At 71.9% G+C, this 20,294-nt stretch carries 20 protein-coding genes; 6 read left to right on the top strand and 14 right to left on the bottom strand.

Going from position 1 to position 20,294, the window contains the following annotated elements; all coding sequences use genetic code 11:
- The first annotated feature begins 18 nt into the window (after positions 1-18).
- Positions 19-207 carry a Smr/MutS family protein gene (locus tag D450_RS35465; protein WP_083932676.1) on the top strand — a complete coding sequence of 63 codons (189 nt, stop codon included), beginning with the start codon at positions 19-21 and terminating at the stop codon, positions 205-207.
- Between the two features lie 38 nt (positions 208-245).
- Here the strand turns inward: D450_RS35465 and D450_RS0116420 are convergent, their stop codons facing one another.
- The 10 genes from D450_RS0116420 to D450_RS33405 all read right to left on the bottom strand — a co-directional run bounded on the left by D450_RS0116420 (position 246) and on the right by D450_RS33405 (position 8,592).
- Positions 246-524 (bottom strand): hypothetical protein, encoded by a 279-nt coding sequence (locus D450_RS0116420; RefSeq protein WP_017539748.1) that lies wholly within the window; start codon positions 522-524, stop codon positions 246-248.
- Between the two features lie 273 nt (positions 525-797).
- Positions 798-1,550, bottom strand: a complete 753-nt coding sequence (locus tag D450_RS0116410; protein ID WP_017539747.1) for a hypothetical protein — start codon at positions 1,548-1,550, stop codon at positions 798-800.
- Entirely contained in the window at positions 1,547-2,341 is a 795-nt protein-coding gene (locus tag D450_RS0116405; RefSeq protein WP_017539746.1) for an ABC transporter permease, read from the bottom strand. Before D450_RS0116405 ends, D450_RS0116410 begins: the two co-directional genes overlap by 4 nt.
- A 5-nt stretch (positions 2,342-2,346) precedes the next feature.
- The gene (locus D450_RS0116400) at positions 2,347-3,060 is read right to left on the bottom strand and encodes an ABC transporter ATP-binding protein (RefSeq protein WP_017539745.1); all 714 of its coding nucleotides are present in this window, start codon (positions 3,058-3,060) and stop codon (positions 2,347-2,349) included.
- 203 nt (positions 3,061-3,263) lie between these two features.
- Positions 3,264-3,920: a response regulator gene (locus tag D450_RS0116395; protein WP_241483188.1), complete on the bottom strand. Its 657-nt coding sequence runs from the start codon at positions 3,918-3,920 to the stop codon at positions 3,264-3,266.
- Entirely contained in the window at positions 3,917-5,845 is a 1,929-nt protein-coding gene (locus tag D450_RS30425) for an ABC transporter ATP-binding protein (protein ID WP_051063605.1), read from the bottom strand. The genes D450_RS0116395 and D450_RS30425 overlap by 4 nt, the downstream gene beginning before the upstream one ends.
- Positions 5,842-6,294 (bottom strand): lasso peptide biosynthesis B2 protein, encoded by a 453-nt coding sequence (locus D450_RS32560; RefSeq protein ID WP_017539743.1) that lies wholly within the window; start codon positions 6,292-6,294, stop codon positions 5,842-5,844. Before D450_RS32560 ends, D450_RS30425 begins: the two co-directional genes overlap by 4 nt.
- A complete protein-coding gene (locus D450_RS0116380; protein WP_017539742.1) occupies positions 6,291-6,554 on the bottom strand; it encodes a PqqD family peptide modification chaperone in 264 nt (87 codons plus the stop codon). The genes D450_RS32560 and D450_RS0116380 overlap by 4 nt, the downstream gene beginning before the upstream one ends.
- Positions 6,542-8,380: an asparagine synthase-related protein gene (locus tag D450_RS0116375; protein WP_017539741.1), complete on the bottom strand. Its 1,839-nt coding sequence runs from the start codon at positions 8,378-8,380 to the stop codon at positions 6,542-6,544. Before D450_RS0116375 ends, D450_RS0116380 begins: the two co-directional genes overlap by 13 nt.
- Before the next feature lie 80 nt (positions 8,381-8,460).
- The gene (locus tag D450_RS33405) at positions 8,461-8,592 is read right to left on the bottom strand and encodes a keywimysin-related RiPP (protein ID WP_017539740.1); all 132 of its coding nucleotides are present in this window, start codon (positions 8,590-8,592) and stop codon (positions 8,461-8,463) included.
- A 574-nt stretch (positions 8,593-9,166) separates the two neighbouring features.
- On the opposite strand from D450_RS33405, the gene D450_RS0116365 reads away from it, so the two are divergent.
- Positions 9,167-10,267: a sensor histidine kinase gene (locus D450_RS0116365; protein WP_241483187.1), complete on the top strand. Its 1,101-nt coding sequence runs from the start codon at positions 9,167-9,169 to the stop codon at positions 10,265-10,267.
- 127 nt (positions 10,268-10,394) lie between these two features.
- On the opposite strand, the gene D450_RS0116360 is transcribed toward D450_RS0116365, so the two are convergent.
- Complete coding sequence (locus D450_RS0116360; protein WP_241483186.1) at positions 10,395-11,258, bottom strand: alpha/beta fold hydrolase; 864 nt, start codon at positions 11,256-11,258, stop codon at positions 10,395-10,397.
- A gap of 104 nt (positions 11,259-11,362) precedes the next feature.
- Between D450_RS0116360 and D450_RS0116355 the strand changes: the two genes are divergently transcribed.
- Both D450_RS0116355 and D450_RS0116350 read left to right on the top strand, forming a co-directional pair.
- The gene (locus D450_RS0116355; protein ID WP_017539737.1) at positions 11,363-12,316 is read left to right on the top strand and encodes a GlxA family transcriptional regulator; all 954 of its coding nucleotides are present in this window, start codon (positions 11,363-11,365) and stop codon (positions 12,314-12,316) included.
- 380 nt (positions 12,317-12,696) lie between these two features.
- Entirely contained in the window at positions 12,697-13,923 is a 1,227-nt protein-coding gene (locus D450_RS0116350) for an MFS transporter (RefSeq protein ID WP_017539736.1), read from the top strand.
- Positions 13,924-13,942: 19 nt separating this feature from the next.
- On the opposite strand, the gene D450_RS0116345 is transcribed toward D450_RS0116350, so the two are convergent.
- The 3 genes from D450_RS0116345 to D450_RS0116335 form a co-directional block, all read right to left on the bottom strand.
- A complete protein-coding gene (locus D450_RS0116345; RefSeq protein WP_017539735.1) occupies positions 13,943-14,833 on the bottom strand; it encodes an amidohydrolase family protein in 891 nt (296 codons plus the stop codon).
- 80 nt (positions 14,834-14,913) lie between these two features.
- A complete protein-coding gene (locus tag D450_RS0116340) occupies positions 14,914-17,454 on the bottom strand; it encodes an FtsX-like permease family protein (protein ID WP_017539734.1) in 2,541 nt (846 codons plus the stop codon).
- Complete coding sequence (locus tag D450_RS0116335; protein ID WP_017539733.1) at positions 17,451-18,125, bottom strand: phosphatase PAP2 family protein; 675 nt, start codon at positions 18,123-18,125, stop codon at positions 17,451-17,453. The genes D450_RS0116340 and D450_RS0116335 overlap by 4 nt, the downstream gene beginning before the upstream one ends.
- 255 nt (positions 18,126-18,380) lie before the next feature.
- On the opposite strand from D450_RS0116335, the gene D450_RS0116330 reads away from it, so the two are divergent.
- Together D450_RS0116330 and D450_RS0116325 are read left to right on the top strand one after the other, a co-directional pair.
- Entirely contained in the window at positions 18,381-19,814 is a 1,434-nt protein-coding gene (locus tag D450_RS0116330) for a sensor histidine kinase (protein WP_241483185.1), read from the top strand.
- On the top strand, positions 19,811-20,294 hold a 484-nt coding region (locus tag D450_RS0116325; RefSeq protein WP_017539731.1), incomplete at its 3' end, for a response regulator. The genes D450_RS0116330 and D450_RS0116325, both read left to right, overlap by 4 nt.

Here is a 20,294-nt window from a genome sequence, read left to right as displayed (position 1 = left end):
CGCCGTCGGTGGAAGCGCCTGAACGGTATCGAAGAGGCCCTGCGCACGAGGGCCAAGACGGTAGAGATCATTCCGGGCACGGGTTCGGGCCAACCGAAGAAGCGCGTCCTGAGATACCTCGATCAGACAGAGGTCGAGGACAGGGGCCATCGCGTGGGAAAAGGCGGTATGAACTTCGGCCGCCTCTTCGCCCACTTCAAGTACTGACAGGGGCCCTGCGGTTCCGGACGCCGCACCGCGACCGCTCAGGCGGCGCCGGTGAGGATGCGAAACGATTTGACGGGGCCGAGGGCGACCCCCATGCGCACTACCATGAGGGTTCCGGAGTACACCCGCGCCCTGCCGTTGCGGAAGGTCACCAGCATCGGCCTCCAGGTCCACCCGGGCTTGGCCTCGGAGAGTAGCTCCTGAACACTCGGATCATGCAGGCTTCGGCTCTCCAGCCAGCCCCCGGCGACCTGTTCGACGGTCCGGGCCAGGTTGCCGCATTTCGCGCACTCGCTGTCGAATAGCAAGTAGTTCACCGGTGATGACACCTCGCCTGTGCTCGATGGGGCGGGCCGGTCAACGCACGTGGAGGAGCGGGCGGACCGGCGGGGACCCTTCCATGGACGGCCTCTCACCCACCGAGCGTGAGGAACGCGATGAGCAGCAGCAGGGCGATGACCCCCAGGATCGACCAGATGATGTTCTTCTTGTTCTTCATCGGATGGAAGGCCCTTCTCGGCTGAGCGGTGTCTCCAGAGTGAGGGGTGTCTTCAGGGCTGTAGAGCGATTGGGCGGATATCCCGGGGCGTTCAGGCGTCCCTGTACTTCACGGCCAATGCGTACGAGACGAGAGACGCGATCGACCAGACGCACAGAACGAGTGCCGCGATCCCGGGTGCGATCTCGTGTACCTCGAAGGCCGGTGTACCGACCAGGCTCAAGGCGGCCTGGTCCGGAAGGAGGCGGAGCCCTTCGGGCCACTGCAGGACACCGGTGGCGATGACGACGGGGACCGTGATCAGGATCCCGAGGGGGGTGACCGCTCCGCGGAGAAGGCCGGCGAGCCCGAAGGCGATGACCGACATGAAGGCGTATGCGGCGGTCCACAGCACCGGGTCGAGGAGGCGGGCTCCGACCCCGGCCCCTTCCGCGGGCCCCATGATCAGTCGTGCCGGAGCGATCGCCACGGTGGCCGCGGCGAGGACGACGAGGACCATCGCGACCATCTTGCCCAGGACGAGTGTGCGCCGGTCGGGCACCGCGAGGAGGCTGATGCGCAGTTGCCCTTCACGGTGCTCGCCAGCCGCCGCGTACACGGGAAGGACCAGAAAGATGTACACCGGAGCGAACACGAGAGTGCTGAAGGACGACAGCGTGGCCGGCTCTGAGGCGCCTGCGGTGTAGAACCTCACGCCCGATGCGTCGACCGCCGCCAGCACCGTGTTGACGGCCGCGGTGGCGATGACGACGAGCACGGAGACCGGGTTCGTGACGATCTTGGTGACCTCCGCGGCGACGACATCGCGGCGGCGGATCACGGGCGGCTCGCCGGTCGAGGTCACCGGGCATCCCTCCGATCGATGACCAGAGCCGCGCTGACGGTGGCCACGACGGCCCAACCGAGCAGCACGGCCCCGCCGTGTACGGCGGTGCCCGTCAGGGGCGCACCCGCGTCGCGGCCTTGGAGCAGGAGGTTGCGCGCCGCGCTGAAGGGCAGGAACGCGTCCACCGCGGGCGACACCGCCGCGACGAGCTGGGCCATGGTCAGCATGATCAGAACCACCGTCGCCACGACCCCGGCCAGTGTGCGCCGGCTGATGAGGGTGATACCGACCCCGATCAGGGCGGATGTGCCGATGAAGAGGAGCAGACGGGCGTCTACGGCCAGCATGGCACCGCTCCACAGCATCCCGGGGTTCCAGTTCCTGACCGCGATGTAGGTGGACGCGGTGGCGATGAGGATGCACACGATGCCGAGCCCGAGCACGAAGGCCGTCGCCGCGACCACCTTGCCGATGACCAGGCGGATGCGGTCGGGGACCGCGACGACGCTCAGACCGATCTGTCCGGCGCGGAACTCCGCGCCGGCGATCACCGCACCGAGGATCGGGAAGAGGAGGCCCGGGTTGAAGACGCTCACCCCGAGGGTCTGGCGGAGTTCGGTCTCGGCGTCGACGAGGCGCCCGTCGACCTCGCTGAGGCCGTCGCCCCGCACGTTGGCGACCGTCTCGATGACGAAAGGGAAGTTCTGGTACTGGAAGAACAGGTTGAGCGCGATGATGGCGCCCGTGGCGATCCAGACGCTGCGAAGGGTCAGGATCTTGGTCAGTTCGGACCGAACGATGCTCGGCATACCGGTCACCAACTCCGTCCAGGACGGCTGCCGGTCAGGGTGAAGAACGCCTCTTCCAGCGATGCGTGTCCTTCGGTGATCGCGTCCAGCTCCCCGTCCGCGATGATCCGCCCGTCATTGATGATCACGACATCGTCGACGGTCTCGGCCACCTCGCTCATGAGGTGGCTCGAGAGCAGGACGGTGTTCCCCGAGTCCGCATAGCGCCGGAGGAACGAGCGCACGGTCCGGATGCCCTCAGGGTCGAGACCGTTGACCGGCTCGTCCAGGACGAGAATTCGCGGATTTCCCAGGAGAGCCGCCGCGAGGCCGATACGCTGCTTCATTCCCAGGGAGTATTTCCCGACCCGCACCTTGGCCGACTCGGCGAGCCCGACGGTCTCCAGCACCTCGAAGATCCGCCGGGAGGGGATGCGGTTGGACTGGGCGATCCAGCGGAGATGGTCGATTCCGCGCCGTTCCGGTACCGCTGAGGCCCCGTCGAGCATCGCGCCCACGGTCCTCAGCGGATTGCGCAGAGACGCATATCGCCGACCGTCGATGAGCGCCGTTCCGGATGTGGGTCGGTCCAGCCCCAACAGGATGCGGAGAGTGGTCGACTTACCCGCCCCGTTCGGCCCGAGGAACCCGGTCACCCGTCCGGCGGAGGCACGGAAGCTCACGCCGTCGACGGCCAGCTTCGGTCCGTACTTCTTCGAGACGTTCGCGACTTCGATCATCGGCTGCGGCCCTTCACGGCGGTGCTGCCCTTCGACATCACGTTCAGCCTGTCAGGCAGAGGGCCGCCGTACTGACCCCCGAATGGAGACACTTGGCGGACACCGGACGGGCCCGCCGTCACCGCCGTGCGCTCATCCGGAGGCGGGCGGCGGGGCGACCGCGCGGGCGGGTGGCCTCACGGGTGCGGCCGGGCCCGTCCGGATCAGCGCAGGACCCCTGCCCTATAGGCGAGCACGACGAGCTGCGTCCGGTTCTTGACACCGAACTTGTCGAACATCCGGCGGAGGTACGTCCGGACGGTCTCGTTGCTCAGATGAAGCTCGTCGGCTATGTCCTGGCTTCGATATCCGGCGGCCAGGAGCCTGCAGATCTCTCTCTGCTGGAAAGTGAACGCGGGGGTGTCGTCACCGGTGCCGGTCTGCTCGGCCCGATCGGTGCGGCCGCCGCCGGCGAAATGATCGACCAGCCGTGCCTTGACCTCCATGGCCAGGGATGCCTGGCCGGCATGGACCGCACGGATCCCGCTCAGTATCTGAGCGGGTGAGGCGTTCTTCAAAAGGAAACCGGACGCCCCGTAACGCAGAGCCTCCTGGACGTATTCATCGCGGTCGAACGAGGTGAGCATGACGACCTTGGTCGGGAGCGAGCACCCCTGCAGGCGCCGGACGACGTCGACGCCGCTCATTCCCGGCATCTCCACATCGAGGAGAAGGAGGTCGGGCTCCAGGTCCACCAGGCGCTCGACCAGTCCGGTACCCGAATCGGCCACCCCGACCAGGTCCACGTGGGGGGACTTCTCGAAGAATTTCGTGTAGGCGCGCAGGAACCCGGAATCGTCGTCCGCCATGAACACGTTCATGGCCGGTGCGGGCCCCTCGGCCCCCTCTGCTTCGCCCATTTTTGAGACCGCTCTTCGGAAGGGTCACTCGCCACTCGCCGCTCCGGAGAGGAACTGGTGTCGTGCGAGCTCGTTGTACAGGCCGTTGTCCCGGATGAGCTGGTGATGCGTGCCCTCGGCCACGATACGGCCGCCGTCGAGGATGACGATCCTGTCGGCGGAGACCACTGTGGAGAACCGGTGGGCGATGACCAGGGTCGTCCTCCCGACCGCGGACAGGTCCAGCGCGTCGTGGACCAGCGCCTCGTTCCGGCTGTCCAGGTTGGAGGTCGCCTCATCGAGGAGCAGGACCGGTGTGCGGGCCAGCAGCGTCCGGGCGATCGCCAGGCGCTGNCCCCGGGCCCCTGCCGCTCGCCGCCGCTGAGGCGGGTGCCCAGTTCGCCCACATCCTGCGACAGGTACGCGTATCCCTCGGCGTCGTCGGTGACGAGGCCGACCTGCTTCAGGGCCCGGACGCACTCATCGTCGTCCGCATCCCAGGCGGCCGGCGAGAGGTTGTCCCGCACGGTTCCCGTCAGGACCACGGCATCCTGGTCGACATACGCCATCTGCCCTCTCAACTCGTCGCGGGAGATCTGCCGCACGTCCCGCCCCTGGAAGAGGATGCGCCCGGACGTCGGCTCGTAGAACCGTTCGAGGAGTGCGAACACCGTCGATTTCCCCGCGCCGGACGGCCCGACGAACGCGACCGTTTCCCCCTGAGAAACGGAGAACGAGAGCCCGGACAGCGCGAACCGGCATCCACCGTCGTCTCCCGTCTCTCCCGGCGACGAACGTTCGTAGCGGAACCACACGTCTTCGAAGCGGAAGACGGTCTCCGGATCCTCCCGGCCGCCCGTGGGCTCCTCCTCGATGTCCCGTTCAGAGGGCTCGGAGCGGATCTCCAGTATCCGCGACAAGGCTCCGAACGCCTCGCCCAGAGAGGCGACGACGTTGCCCACCATTGCGATCGGGGAGACCATGAGCATCAGGTACATGATGAAGGCGCTCAGCTCACCGGTCGTGAGGGCTCCGGAGGCGACCCTCAGTGCGCCGAAGCCGACGACCACGATGAGCAGGACCTGTACCGACACGGCCGAGACCGTCTGGAGCATGGCCCGCAGCCATGCCGCCTTGAGGCCGGCCCGGCGGACCTCCGACGCTGTCCTCCTCGCCTGCTCGGTCTCCCGGCCCACGGCCCGCGTCGCACGCACGGTCCTCATGGACCCCAGGGAGCGCGACACGCTCTCCGCGAGTCGGCCCAGCGCGTTCTGCATCCGCAGGCCGACCGGTCGGGTCATCTTTCCGAGGAAGAAGACGATGACGAAGACGGCCGAGACCGCGACGAACGCGAGAGCGAGGAGCACGGGGTCGATCAGTGCCATCATGACGAGCGAGACCAGCACGGTGACCACACTGATGGCGAGGTCGACCAGCCCCGAGGTCAGGAAGTTTCGCGTCTCCGACACGTCCGTCGTGACCCGGGTGACCAGGTCGGCACGGTCCCGGTGGTCGAGTGCGGCCATCGGGAGCGAATAGACGTGCTCGACCAGCCGCTTCCGGGAGTCATAGGCGAACCTCTCACCGGTCCTCTCGATCACGAGCTCCCGGACTCCGGTCACTACGGCGCTCGTGATGAGCAGGGCCACCAGGAGGGCGGCTTCACCGGCCGGGATTCCGTCGCTGAAGGTGTCCACGATCCGGGACACGATCAGGGGCTGCACGGCACTGGCGGCGGTGCCGAGTGTCCCGAACCCGAACGCGATGGCCAAGGGGAAACGGTAGGGCTTGAGGAGGGGAAGGACGTCCCGGAACCCCGCCTCGGCCCGGCCCGCAGGTCGACGGAGACCCGTCCTGCCGGAAGGCGGCCGACCACCGCCGGCCTCCGCCGCTTCGTGAACGGTCACTTCGGTTCACCGTCTGCGGTGTCCGCTGCGGCGTACCGCGGTCGGCATTCGATCATCTTCTGGAAGCCGTCCAGGCGGTCCGGTTCGCCGATCGGCCGGCCGGCGATCTCGACCCAGGCGTGCGCGGTGAAGGGGCGGTCCCGGACTCCGGTGCACCAGGTCACTCCATGGCCGTGGGTCCGAGCCAGCAGCGCGATGGCCACCGAGCGCGGGAGGCATCCCTCCCCGGCGCAGAGCGTGCTCACGCCGGCCACGAGACGGCGGTGGTACACGATGGTCGCGGCGTCCGGCCTTCTCCCGTTGCGGACGACCGCCCGCATGAGGCGCGCCATGGTCCGCGGAGGGAAGCGGCAGAGCACGAAGGCCACGGCCACGCACGCCCGTGCGCGGTACAGGGCGGCGCGGGGCGCGGACCCCTCGGACGGTTCCGGGAGTACGGGGCTGCTCATGCGATCCTGCCCTCGATGAGGCGCGCCTTCTTGAGGTCTTTGAGCAAGCGGCGGACATCGCGCTTCGCCACGTTCGCATCGACGTCGAATTCGGCGGTGACGGCCTGGACGAGATCGTCGAGCGAAGGCTCCCGTTCCAGTGCTTCCGCCACGCTCACCCCTACCGGATCGAGGTGCCAGTAGACCCCTCGCCGGGAGTCCAGGAGAAGCGCCCCTTCGTCGTTCGTGCTCATCGTCACCCAGGGCTTCAGCCTGAGCATGGTCGGATCCCCCCTGCGGACGCGTCGGCGCGTGCGCTGTGGACACTCCTGAGCCACCGTTCGGCGAATTCGAGTTCGACGAGGTCGGAGTGGGCCAGGCCGTCCGCGGAGTAGGTGTCGGCGAGTCCGACGGCCCTCTCCTCGCGGATGAGCCCCAGATCGCCCAGGACCGACCCCTCGGCGAAGGTGGAACGGGCGCGATCACGGATCGTCTTGTGGTGCTGGAACACCTCGGCCGTATAGTCGCCCTTGTCCCTGCGCAGGAAGTAGTCGATGCTCATGGTCGGCGGCCTCGCCGCCGCGAGCAGGGGCTTGGCCGGAGACTGCCGGGCCCGGTCCCCGTGGTCGAGGGCCAGTGCCGTTTCGACGACCCGCCTGTCGAGGTACGGGGCATCGAATCGGACGGCCTCCGCCACGTGGTTCATCCTCCTGTTGGCCGCGCCGTGCACGGCGAGGTAGGAGAGGATCTGATGGAGGGTCCGGTCCGGGGACAGTTCGACGGACCCGTCGTCGAGTTCCGCTCGGGCGAGGCCACTGACCTGCTCCTGTGCCTCGGCTGTGAAGACGTCGGGGAACCGCGGGACCTGAATCCAACTCGCATGGTCGGCTGCATCGTGGGCCGGCCGGCGGTAGTCGCCCCGTGCGATCCGATCCAGCTCATGGATGTAGGTTCTGCGGTCGGACAGCATGCGCAGCATCGCCGACACGGGGATCCGGTTCATCCTCCGGTAGCGCCGCAGCCATGTGCAGCGGCCCCGCTGTCCGGACCTGAAGAAGGACCACACCATGCTGGACACCTGGCCGAACAGTGCGTCGCCGGCGTTGCCGTTCAGATGCAGTGTGCTCCCTGTGCCGCTGATGTGCCGCTCGACGCCGGAAGCGGATGCGATGGCCGTCGACAGCGTCCCCGGGCCTTCGGGGAACGTCGACAGCGACGGGGCGACCTCGTGGGCGATGTGTTCCAGGACCGATCGGTAGGGAACGGCCGTGTGCTCGGATCCGATCTCCCGGGCGGCGCGCCCGGCCCATATCCCGTCCCTGTTGGAGCCGTTCTCAGCCTGAAAGAAGAGCGTGTGGAGGTCGTCCGTCAGGTGCGCGGCGAAGAAGCCGAGCGTCGTGGAGTCCAGCCCCCCTGACAGGTCGGTACTGAATACGCGTCTCCCGTTCGTGCGCAGGGCCAGTGCCTCTTCGATGTTCGCGCGGAGCTCTTTCGCGAGGTCGCCGATCGGCCGGTCCGCCCGCGGGGGCGACCACCACCTCCTGCGTTCGGGGGCCGCGTCAGCGGAGACGGTCAGGTGCTCACCGACGCCGAGCCCGTCGACGCCTTTCCAGATGGGGCGGCGCGTGAAGGGATGGGATACTTCGACGTTCACCAGACGGGACGCCAGCACACCGTGGTCCAGAGCGAATCCGTTGAGCTCGGCAAGAGGGTACTGTTCATCACTCACCACGGTGACGCCGTCGTACACGGTCCAGAACAGGGAACGGGTCTGAAAAGGAGGCGCGTATGCCCGGAGCCGGTCGCCGTCATGTGCGAAAACGAGGACGTCGAACTCGGCGATGTCTTTCGCGAGTTCTTCCGTCCGGGTCATCGAGGTAATGTTCCGGACCTTTTCGAGGAGGCCCTTGGAATCGACTCCCGCATGGCCGGAGACGACGATGTCGATGTCCCCGGTACGCGCCCGTGGCAGTGCTCCGGAAGCGGAGCCGCCCAGGATCCAGGGGCGACCGGACCGATGCTCGTGGCGGACGGGGCCCAACGTCTGCCGGAGGTGCGCCAGGACCCGGCCGCGGACGGGGGCGTCGGGGAGGACGGCGAGGGGCACATCCATTCCTCTCGGGCGGGGGATTCGGCAACCGGGGTGCGGGGCGCCCCGTGCGGGGCGCCCCGCACCTCTTTCACCTTTTAGCAGTTCGGGGAGGTGGTCCACAGGGCCTTCTGGCCGAAGATGTCATTGCAGGGAAGGCGGCCCAGCGACTTCGTGAGCTTCCTGAAGGAGCCGATCCGGGTGAGGGCCGGAGTGGTGTACTTCTTCATTGTTCCCCCTTTTCGATACCTCGTGCCACCCTCCTGGTGAGCTCATCGGTGCACGTCCGGATCATCCGTGAAACGGCTTGCCGACGGTGCCCCCAGGCGGTGGGCACGTTTCCGCGGAGGGCGTGGACCGCTTATCGGTCGCGCTACTGTTCCGCGTATTCGGTCGCGTTGGCGGGGGTGTGTCCGCCGAGAATCAAACTAGGAAGCCGTGGAAGCTCAGTCAAGACTGGCGTGCCCTCCGAAAATGCACGGAAGTGCACGTCGCCGGGGGGTGGTGTTTTTCTCTTCGTGTTCCCTGTGCAGTCGTGTGATTCGGGGGGACGGAGCTTGTGCTGTTATGGTGGGTATTCGAGGAGGGGGCGTATCGGAATGCATCTACGGGCGTTATGGCCGGGCCTGGGGTGCAACGGCCCGTGTGCCCGTGAGCGGTAGCGGCTGGAGGACCTGTCGTGCCGGATCCTTCGGCCGGCAGCGTGGGCGGAGTAGGGAACGAACCCCCATGATGGAGGCCACGCGATATCCGGAGGAATCCATGAGTTCGGCCCCCTCCAGGTCCGCCCGTGAACGGCCCGGTGTGTCCTGGCTCATCGAGGTCTCCGGTGCGGTGGCCGTGGTCCTGGTCTTCTGGGTCCCCTCGATCCAAGGCGCTGACGCGGCGGGGGGACGGATTCTCGGTGCCTCGTCGGCCGTATTGCTGGCCATTGCGATGCTGCTTCGGTGGAAGTCGCCTCATGCGGCCGTTTCTGCGGCCGTCTGCTTGACGGCGCTCGGCTGGTGGGCATCGGCCACCACCGACCCCATGGTGGGTGTGGCCTGGTGCCTCTATCCTCTGGCGGTCGTATCGACGGTTCGGGCGAGCATCCTCGGCACCGGTGCCGTAGGGGCGCTCGTCCTGGTGGCGCTCGGGCTCGGGGTCAGTTCGCCGACGCAGGACGCCATGCAGAAGGTGGTCTTCAGCGTCGGTGCGCTGGGCGGTGCCTGGGTCCTGGGCCGGACGGAGGCCGAGCGGCGCGCCGCGCTGCGCGCTGCGGAGCGTCGGCAAGCGGAGTTCGAACAGATCCAGAGAGAGGCCGCCATGGCGCGCGATGTTCATGACGTCGTGGGGCATGCGCTGAGCACCATCAGTGCCGAGGCAGGGGTCGCACGCACCGTATCGGCTTCGGACCATGGAGAGCTGCTCCAGGCTCTTGAGGACATCGAGCTCAGGTCGCGCTCCGCGTTGGAGCAGGTGCAGTCCTTGGTGCGGTCCTTGCGTCGGCGCGACGGCCCACCACAGGCCGATGATGAGGCCGGGCGGGCGCCAACGCTGCGCGAACTGGCCACGGCGGCGACGGTCAGCGGGTTGGAGGTGGACACCCATATCGAACTCCCGGAATGCGACAGGGAGATTTCGGTCGTTGCCGCCCGGGTCGTCCAAGAAGCGTTCAGCAACATCATTCGGCATTCTTCGGCGGAGCGTTGCGAGCTCTCGGTCAGGCCTTCCGCGGAGGGGCTCCTCGTCAGGGTCGATGACGATGGCAAGGGGGTCATGACCGATGGCGGAACCGGCTCCGGGATATCGGGGATGCGTGAACGCGTCGAAGCGGTCGGAGGCCGCCTGACCGTGGCCAACCGGCTGAGCGGAGGAACGCGTGTCGTGGCCGAGCTGCCGCTGTCCGTCGGATCCGAACGCTGAACGACCGTGCTTTCGGCGTAGGGGATGGGAGGAGGGGTGCGGAAAGGTGTCCGGGGAGGGCAGGGCGGAACCCTGACCGGGTGGCACGCCAGGGGACCGGTGTCGGCCGCGCGGTCAGGCCGGAGTCCTACGCGGTGAAGAAACCGATCAGCGCTCGCGCGACCTCGTCCGGGGCGTTCTCTGTGGGGATGTGGGCCGCCTCCGGGATGCGTACCAGGGTGGTCTCCGGGATCTCCGAGTCGAACCGTTCGGCGTACTCCACCCTCTGGAACCCGTCGTCCTCGCCCCACACCAGCAGCTTGGGAACCGGGGACGCGCGTAGGGCGGGGACCAGGTCGAGGGTGTACCCGCTGTCGGCCGCGCCTGCCAGGGCCATCCAGGAGCGGCGTACGCGTGCCTCGGTCCACGGGGCCAGGTAGTCGGCGATCAGCTCTTCGGTCGCGGCGCCTGCCAGGGCCGCCGTCACCACCCGCCGGCGTGCGGACAGGAACTCCTCCGCAGTGGTCGCCGCTGCCACCTCCGGGTCGCGGAACCTGGCCACCGCCGGCACCGGCCACGAGTCGTAGGTGACCGAGTTGACCAGGGCCAGCCGGGACACCCCCGACCCGCCGCGGGCCAGCAGGTGCTGGGCGACCGCGCCGCCGATGTCGTGGCCGGCCACGGCGAACGGTCCGGAGATCTCCAGCGCCGAAGCGAACTCCTCCACGCGGTCGGCTAGGGCCGGGACCGACGCCGTCTCCAGAGACAGCTCTCCGTCCGAGCGACCCAGGCCCGGGAAGTCGAGCGCGAACGGCCGCAGACCCGCCTCGGCGAGGTGCGGCAGCACCGGCCGCCAGACCCGGCTCCAATACGTCCCGTGCAGCAGGAGCACCGGCGGGCCCTCCTGCCCGGCGGTGAGGTAGCTGACCACCGTGTCGCCGACGCGGACGGTCGACCGCCGCACGCGCGCCTCCGCATTCACCTGCGCGCCCGTCTTCGTGGATCCGTTCATGCGGACACTGTGGCCGAGGTGCGGCCCCGCCGCCGAGAGTCCGGATAGACACCCATGGGTACATTTCCGCCATGAGCCTTGATCGTGCGGAGGCACCGCATCGTGTGGTGGCGCTGCTCAGCCCGCCCCAGGCCCCCTTCGAGCTGGCCTGTGCCTCCGAGGTCTTCGGCACTGTGCCGCCGGACTCCCCGGCCCGCTACGACTTCTCGGTCTGCGCCGAACGCCCCGGCCCCCTGCCGACCACCGCCGGGTACGCGATCCACGTCGATTCCGGGTTGGAGGCCCTGCAGGAGGCGGACACCGTGGTCGTGGCGGCCCGGAACCCGCCCGGCGCGCCGGTGGCCCCCGCCGTCGCCGACGCGCTGCGCGCCGCACACCGGCGCGGGGCGAGGATCGCCGCCATCTGCACGGGCGCGTTCGTCCTCGCCCAGGCCGGACTGCTCGACGGCCGGCGCGCCACCACCCATTGGCGCCGCGCCGCCCACCTCGCCTCCGCCTTCCCCCGAGTGCAGGTGGATCCGGACGTGCTCTTCGTGGACCACGGCGACGTGGCGACCAGCGCCGGCACCGGCGCCGGCATCGACCTGTGCCTGCACCTGGTCCGCACCGACCACGGCGCGGCCTACGCCGACCGGGTCGCGCGGGTCATGGTGCTTCCGCCGCACCGGGAGGGGAACCAGCGCCAGTACGCCGCCCGGCCGGCGCCGCCCCGGCCCGCCCCGGATCGGGCCGACGCTTCACTGGCGCCCCTGCTGGAGTGGGCCGAGGCCAGGATCGACGGCCGAGTGACCGTGGGCCGCCTGGCCGAATACGCGGGGGTGTCCGGGCGGACGCTCGCCCGTCGGTTCACCGAGCAGCTCGGCACGAGCCCGGGCCGGTGGCTGCTCGCGCGGCGACTCGACGCGGCCCGCGCGCTATTGGAGGAGACCGACCTCCCGGTGGAGGCCGTCGCCGTCCGGGCCGGCCTCGCCTCCGCCGTCAACCTGCGACGCCGCTTCCGCGCCAGGTTCGGCACGACCCCGGGCGCCTACCGCCGCGCCTTCGGGCGGGCCCGGTAGCCGGGGCGCCCCCGGTGGCGGCCTCCTCCACGCCGGTCCGCGTCGGCTCTTCCGGGTGTTCACCGGATCCTCTGTAGATCGGCCCTGTGGTCGGAAGCAGCCCCCGGCCGGGGTGTGGCGCCTCGCACGCCGCCGGTGGGCGTCCGCGTGGAACCGGCGCCCTGCAGGCCGATCCGCCGCGGTGTGGTCCGGCGCTCTCCCCTCTGTGCGCGGGGTCATGCGCGCACCGGGACTTCTGAGGCGCCCGTCCGCCGTTGTGGGTGATTCGTGCGCCCGATGCCGCGCGGGCGATCCGCCTCCTCCCGGCGCACCTCTCCTCCCCATCCGTTCCCGGCCGCCCCCTGCCCGCGGTCGCGCATGTCCCAGCGAAGGAGGGCACCTTGCCCATCGCCCTGTGGGCGCTCACTCTGGGCGCTTTCGGTATCGGCACGACCGAGTTCGTCATCATGGGCCTCCTGCCCGAGGTCGCCGCGGACCTGGGGGTCTCCGTCCCCGACGCCGGCCACCTGATCTCCGGCTACGCCGTCGGCGTCGTCATCGGCGCCCCGCTGCTCGCGATCGCCGGTTCGCGGCTGCCGCGCACGACCTTCCTCGTCGCCCTCCTCGGGCTCTTCGCCGGGGCCAACGCCCTGTCCGCGGTGGCGCCCGGGTACGAGGCGCTGCTGGGCTCCCGCTTCCTCGCCGGGCTGCCGCACGGCGCCTTCCTCGGGATCGGCTCGGTGGCCCCCGCCGACATGGTCCCCGGGCACCGGCGCGGCCAGGCGGTGGCCCGGGTCCTGATGGGCCTGACCCTGGCCAACGTGGTCGGCGTCCCCCTGGGCGCCCTGCTCGGCCAGCTGCTCGGCTGGCGCTGGGCCTTCGCCGGGGTGGCCGTCATCGGCGCGGTCGCGGCGCTGGTGCTGCGCGCCGCCCTGCCCGACCAGCCCCGCCCGGCCGCCGTCCCGGTCCGCCGGGAGCTGCGGGTGCTCGCCCGCCCGCAGGTGCTGCTCGCCTTCGCCGTGGTGGTCTTCGGTTTCGGCGGCAGCTTCGCCGCCTACAGCTACATCAGCCCGGTGCTGACCGACCTCACCGGCTTCGGCGCGACCGGCGTGTCCGTGGTGCTGGCGCTGTTCGGCGCGGGCACGACGGCGGGCGCCGTGGTCGGCGGCCGGCTGGCCGACACCGCACCCATGCCCACGCTGTACCTGTTCACCGGGGCGCTGGCGGCCTCCCTCGCGCTGTTCGCCGTCGCGGCGGGCGACCCCGTCCTGGCCCCGGTCGCCGTCTTCCTCATCGGCGCGACCGGCTTCGTGGCGGTAACGAGCCTGCAGACGATGATCCTGGAGAGGGCCCGGGAGGCCCCGGGGCTCGCCGCCGCCGGGATCCACTCGGCGTTCAACATCGCCAACGCACTGGGGGCGCTGCTCGGCGGGGCCGCGATCACCCTCGGCCTCGGCCTGACCGCTCCCGCGCTCGTGGGGGCGGCGCTGTCCGCCGTCGGCCTGGCGCTCGCCCTGGTGCTCGGCCTGTCCGACCGTCGGGCCACCGCGGTCCGGGACGAGGTGCCGGACGGCCTGTCCGAGGAGGTCCCGGAGGCCGTGGAGTCGGCTCCTGCCGCCGTCGCCTGAACGGGGCGGTGCCCAGGCCTCAGAGGGAGAAGAGGCGGGCCCCGTTGCCGTACAGGACCGCCCGCAGCCACCCGTCCCCCAGGCCGAGGCCGGCGAGCGACCGGAGCTGGTGGACAAAGGGGTAGGGAATGTTCGGGAAGTCGGTGCCGAACAGGAGCCGGTCCTCAAGCGCCTTCAAGCGCGGCACCTCCTCCGGAGGGAAGGGGGCCGAGCGCTCGGTGAAGTCGGTGAACACCATCGTCGTATCGAGGTGGACGCCGTCGTACCGCTCGGCCAGGTCCAGGAACTCGGTGTACTCGGGCGACCCCGCGTGGGCGACGACGGCCGTCAGCCCGGGGTGGGCGCTCAGGACCTCGGCGAAGGGCCCCGGGCCGGTGAAGGGTCCTTCGAGAGGGCCCGACCCGCAGTGCACGATCACCGGGACCCTTGCATCGGCCAGCGCGCCCCACACCCCGTCGAGCAGCGGGTCGCGGGGGTCGTAGCCGCCCACCTGGAGGTGGGCCTTGAACACCTGGGCCCCTGAGGCGATGGCCTCGCCCACGTACTCGGCCGCCCCCGGTTCGGGATAGAAGGTGGCGCTGTGCAGGCAGTCGTCGTGCGCCGCGGCGAACTCGGCGGCCCACCCGTTCAGCCACTGCGCCATTCCCGGCTTGTGGGGATAGAGCAGCGACGTATAGCGCACCACCCCGAACCGTCTCAGGAGCGCGACCCGCTCGGCCTCCTCCTGCCGGTAGGTGATCGGCCAGACGCCGTCCCCCAGGGCGTCGAAGTACGCCCACACCTTGCGCATCACCCGGTGCGGCATGAAGTGCGTGTGCACGTCGATCAGCCCGGGAAGACCGAGGTCCTTCCAGAACGCCCGGACGTCGGCTTCTTCCTCGGCTGATGCGGCGTAGCTCACGCGGGCCACTGTACGGCCGTGCTTGCGACGAGCACCACGCGGGCGGCGATCGGCTCTGAAGCCGTATGCAGGACCTCCAGAAGCAGGCCTCACACCGCCCCCGGAGCGCCCGCGGCCAGGCCTCCGACCGGGGCCTTGGCCGCGCGGGCCGCGGGGGCGAGGGACGCCAGCAGGCCGGCGGGGATGCCCGCGAGCAGCAGGACGGCCACCCGCGCCACCGGGACCGCGGGGACCATGTCGTCGAGCGCGGCTCCCGCAGCCGCCAGGCCGAACAGCACCCCCAGGGCGGCGCCGACCGCGGTCCCGGCCACGCCGACCAGGGCCGCCTCCGCCGCCACCAGGCCGCGCAGCTGGCCGCGGGTCAGCCCCAGCGCGCGCATCAGCGAGAACTCGCGCCCGCGCTCCAGGACCGACAGCGCCAGGGTGTTCGCGATGCCCAGGACCGCGATCACCACCGCGACCGCCAGCAGCCCCAGCACCACCACGAAGATCGCGTCGAACAGCCGCCCGTACTGGTCGCGCTGCTCGGCGGCGCTGAACACCTCCAGGCCCGGGTGGTCGGCGACCGCCGCGTCCACGGCCTCCCGCACGCGGTCGGCCGGGCTGCCGTCGGCGCCCACGACCAGCACGCCGAGGTCGGGCGCGTCCGGGAACAGCGACGCGAAGTCCTCGGGCGCCACGAACAGGCCGGCCATGCCGTCGTCGGTCATCACCGCCGCGACCGTCACGCGCAGAACGCCCTCCTTCCCAGAGACCTCGATCTCGTCGCCGGATCCGACCCCCAGGCGTTCGGCCTCCTCGCGGTGGACGGCGACCCGGCCCGGCGCCACCTCGGAGAAGTCCCCCGAGACGGTGTCCATCGACAGGTCGGTGCCCAAGCGCGCTCCCGGGAAGGAGACGACCGGCGTCGGCTCACCCCCGGTCTCCGCGGCCGCACGCCTCTCCCGCATGACCCTGCCGATCGCGGGATCGTCCTCCAGGGACTGCGCCAGGCCCGACGGAAGCGCGCGCTCCGGCCCGTCCTGTCCGCCCCCCACAGGGCGAACGGCGTAGTCGGCCGGCATCTCCCGGGCCATCAGGTGGCCGAGCGTGGACTCGATCGACGCGCTCGCCACCGCGTACCCCGACATCAGCGCCGCCCCCACGGCGAGCGCCGTCATCGCGGTCGCCGTGCGGTGCGGTGTGCGCAGCACCCCTTCCGCCGCCAGACCCGGCGCGGTGCCCATCCGCCGCATGGGCGCCCGCACCGCCGCCGCGAAGAGCCGCACCAGCCACGGTGCGGCCGCCATGGCGCCGAGGAAGGCCGCCATGCCCGACCCGGCCACGAGCGCCATCGGCACCGGCCCCGGCTCCAGGGCCAGCCCGGCCCACACGCCCGCGCCCGACGCGGCGAACAGGGCCGCGGCCACCGCCGCCCGTGCCCGGGGCCCACGCGTGGACGTCCCGCCCCCGGAGTCCCCGCCGCTCTCCCGCAGCGCGGCCAGCGGTGCGGTGCGCATGGCCGCGACCGCAGGGCGCACCGCGGCTGCGACCGTCGTCAGCACCCCCGCACCCGCGCCCAGCGCGAGCGAGGACGGCCGCACCACCAGCGGCAGGCCCTCGGCGCCGGTGGTGCCGAAGAACGAGGCGGCCCCGGCCGAGCGGCCGGCCAGCTCCACCGCCGCCGCGGCCACGCCCACCCCCAGCGCCGCCCCCAGCGCCGAGGCCGCCAGGCCGACCGCCAGCGCCTCGGCCAGCACCCCGCGCAGGACCTGCCCGCGATCGGCGCCCAGGCAGCGCAGCAGTGCGGTGCTCCGGCGCCGCTGCGCCACCAGGACCGCGTAGGTGTTGCCGATGACGAGAGCGGCGGTGAACAGCGCCACCACGGCGAACAGCACGAGGGCGGTGGTCACGCTGCGCGCCTGCACCCCGGCGTCCTCGGCGAGCAGCTCCCCGTACGCGGCCCCGGTCATCGTGCGCGCGTGGGCGCCGAGCGCCTCCCGCACCGCCTCGGCGACCCGCTGCGGTGCCGCCCCGTCGGCGCCGAGCACCCGCACCTCGGCGAACCCCGGCGCCCCGGTGACCTGGGCGGCGGTGGCCGGGTCGAAGGCGATCGCGCCGTTGGCGGTGGCCGTGCGGTCGAGCCCGAAGTCGATCAGCCCGGTGACGGTGAACTCCCGCCGCCGCCCGTCCTCGCCGGCGGCCGCCACGGTGTCGCCGACCTCCACCCCGGTGGTCCGGGCGGTCGCCGCCGAGAGCGCGGCCTCGTCGCCGGCGGCCGGTGCGCGGCCCTGCTCGACCCGCAGCCGCTCGGTGGCCCCGCCCGCGGAGACCGCCAGGGCCGGGGCGCCGCCGAGCGGCCGCCCGTCGGGCCCCAGGAGCACCGCCGAGCCCCGCACCGCGCCGTCGGCCTGCGCCACCTGCGGCAGCTCCCGGACCCGGTCGAGCGCGTCCCGGGAGAGCGTGCCGCCGTCCTCGGCGGGGACGGCGACCGCGTCGAGCCGCTCCGCCCCGCCCATGGCGGAGTCGGCGAAGTGCGCCCGGACACCGTCGGTGAAGACCAGCGTGGCGGTGGCGAACATGGCCCCCAGGGCGATGGCCAGGGCGGTGGTCGCCAGGCGGGACACGGGGCCGGTACGGATGCGCCTCATCGGCGGGCCTCCTCGGGGCGCGGGGGGCGAGCGGCGTGGTGCCCGTCTCCGGGCGGTCCCCCGTCCTCGGCGCGGACCAGGAGCGGCCGCAGCCAGGCGACCTCGGACAGCCGCGCCACCTGGGCCCGGACCGGTCCGCGCGCCGCGACGGCGACCAGGGCGCCGACCGCCGCGCCGGTCAGCAGGCCGATGACGACGTCGTGCGGGTAGTGCACGCCCACGAACACCCGGGAGAAGGCCTCGGTGAGCGCCAGCGGCGCCGCCACCGCCGCCGACCAGCGCCAGGCGAGGAACGCCGCCGCCAGCGCCGCCCCTGCCACGGCCGCGTGGTTGCTCGGGAACGACCAGTCCCCGTGCGGCGGGCAGGCCGCGATCGCGACCGTGTCCGCCACCGCGCGGCACGGCCGGTCCTGCCGGACCACCGCCTTGGCGCCCTCGCTGACCAGGTAGCCGGCGACCGTCGCCGGCGGCGCGAGCAGGGCCGCGGCCATGGCGTGCGCCCCTCGCCCGCGCGCCCTCCACCACAGCCCCAGGAAGAGCGCGGCGAAGCCCAGGAGCAGCAGGTCGGTGGCTGCTCCGGCGACGGCCTGCAGCCACTCCGGCGTGCTCTGGGCGAAGGAGGTGACGGCCCGGTACCCGTCGGTACTGATCTCGGGGATCTGGGTCGGCATGAAGCGGTGCGCTCTCTTTCTCCGTCGTGTCCTGCCTGGCCGTGGGGCGTGCCGGGGGCCGTCCCGGCCGGGCGGTCGACCGGTCCCGCCGACCGGTTCCGCCGTCGGCCGACGCGCCCGCAGGCGCCCCGCAGGACTCCCTGTGGAGGACTAACGCTAGAAGCCGTGCGCTGTGGGCACATCGCCCGATCGGGGGGAGGGGGCGCCACTTTCGGGGGAGGCCGCGGTGCAGGTCCCAGGACTAAAGTTCAAAGAGTGAGAAGGGCAGGGGTGCGCGACGCCGCACTGTTGGTGCTGATGGCAACCATGGCCGTCGCCACGGTGGCGACCACGCGTCCGGTCGGTTCGCTGCCGGCGGTCGCCCTGGGGCTGGCGGTGGTCGCGTTCGCCGCAGGGCGCCTGTCCGGGCACCGGTACGCCGTCCAGGGCGTGCTCGTCGCGGTGGTCGGTTGGGGGCTCATGCGCGCGCTCGTGTCGACGGCGCTCGGCGACGAACCCTGGTCGGGCATGGCCGAGGCGATCATCGCCCTGACGTTCGGCGCCTTCCCCTGGCTGACCGGAAGGTACCTGCGGCAGCGCGCCGAGCTCTTGGTGTCCGGCTGGGAGCGCGTGGCCTCGCTCGAACGCGAGCGCGACGCGGTCGCCGAGCAGGAGCGGCTGCACGAGCGGACCCGTATCGCCGAAGAGATGCACGACTCCCTCGGGCACTCCCTGAGCCTCATCGCGGTCAGAGCCGGGGCCCTGGAGGTCGCCCCGGGGCTGACCGCGGAGGAGTACCGCGAGGGGGCCGGTGAGCTGAGAGCGCGCGCGTCGGAGGCGATCGGCCGCCTGCACGAGGTCATCGGGCTGCTGGAGCGGTCGCGCGCGGAGGGGAGCGCAGACGACGGACTCGCGGGCCTGGTCGACAGGGCGCGCTCTGCGGGGATGGACATCGACTGGGACGGAATCGAGCCCGAAGGCGACGGCCCGGCGTGCATGCTGGCGCACGCCGTGGTGCGCGAAGCCCTGACCAACGCCGCCAAGCACGCTCCGGGGGCCCGGGTCGCCGTCGAGGTGTCCGCCCTGGAGCGCAAGCGGGTCCTCTCCGTCCGGGTCCGCAACGGCCCCTCCGCCCCCGGCGGCCCGGCCTCTCCGAGCGGAGGGCGGGGGCTGCGCTCGCTCCGCGAGCGCGTGGAGCAGGCCGGGGGCGCACTGCGCGCCGGTCCCGGTGCGGACGGGTTCGCCGTCGAGGCCCGCCTGCCGGCCACCGCGGCCGCCGCGGCCACGGGGGCGCGCGGGCGTCCGGACCGCGCCCGCCGCGAGCTGATCGGTGCGGGGGCCGTCGTGGTCTCCGTGCTCGTGCCGCTTGTGGCGGGCTGGTACATCTTCGGCGACCACGTGGTCGCCGAAGCCGTCCTCGCGCCGGACCGCTTCGGCCGGCTGGAGATCGGCCAGGAGCAGGCGGATGCCGAGCGGCTGCTGCCCTCCACGGCCCTGCCCGCCGAGGTCTCGGTCCCCGAGGCCGAGAGGGTCCTGCCCGCGGTGGCCGAGGGCGAGTGCCGGTTCTACGGCTCGGAGACCGGCCGCGCCTGGTCCCCCGACTCGGCCTACCGGGTGTGCTTCTCTGGCGGGGAGGTGGTGTCGGCGTGCGTCTACGAGCGCCGCCCGGCGCCGTCGGAACCGCGCTGCAAGGAGGACGGGGACACGTGATCAGGGTGGTGCTCGCCGACGACGAGGCGCTCATCCGGACGGGGGTGCGGACGATCCTGTCGGCCGACCCGGGCATCGAGGTGGCCGGGGAGGCCGGGGACGCCGACGGGCTGGTGGAGCTGGCCGCGCGGGAGCGTCCCGACGTCGCCCTCGTCGACATCCAGATGCCGGGCGGCGGCGGCCTGGGGGCGGTGCGCGAGGTGCGCCGCGTCTCCCCCGGGACCGCGCTGGCCATGCTGACGACCTTCGGCCGCGAGGAGTACGTGGTGCGGGCGCTGAGCGACGGCGCCCACGGCTTCCTCCTCAAGGCCGGGGACCCGCGGGAGCTGATCGCCGGGGTCAAGGCGGTGGCCGCCGGCGGCGCCTTCCTCTCCCCGGCGATGGCCCGCGGCCTCGCCGGGCGGCTGCGGGAGCAGGACGGCGCCCCCGACCCCCGTGCCGCCGCGGCGGCGCGCGCCGAGGCGCTGTCGCCGCGCGAGC

It is taken from the genome of Nocardiopsis halophila DSM 44494 (assembly GCF_000341245.1).
In the GTDB taxonomy this organism is placed as follows: Bacteria; Actinomycetota; Actinomycetes; order Streptosporangiales; family Streptosporangiaceae; genus Nocardiopsis_A; species Nocardiopsis_A halophila.
The sequence above is the reverse complement of the archived record's forward strand: the minus strand, read 5'-3'. Positions and strand labels throughout refer to the sequence as shown.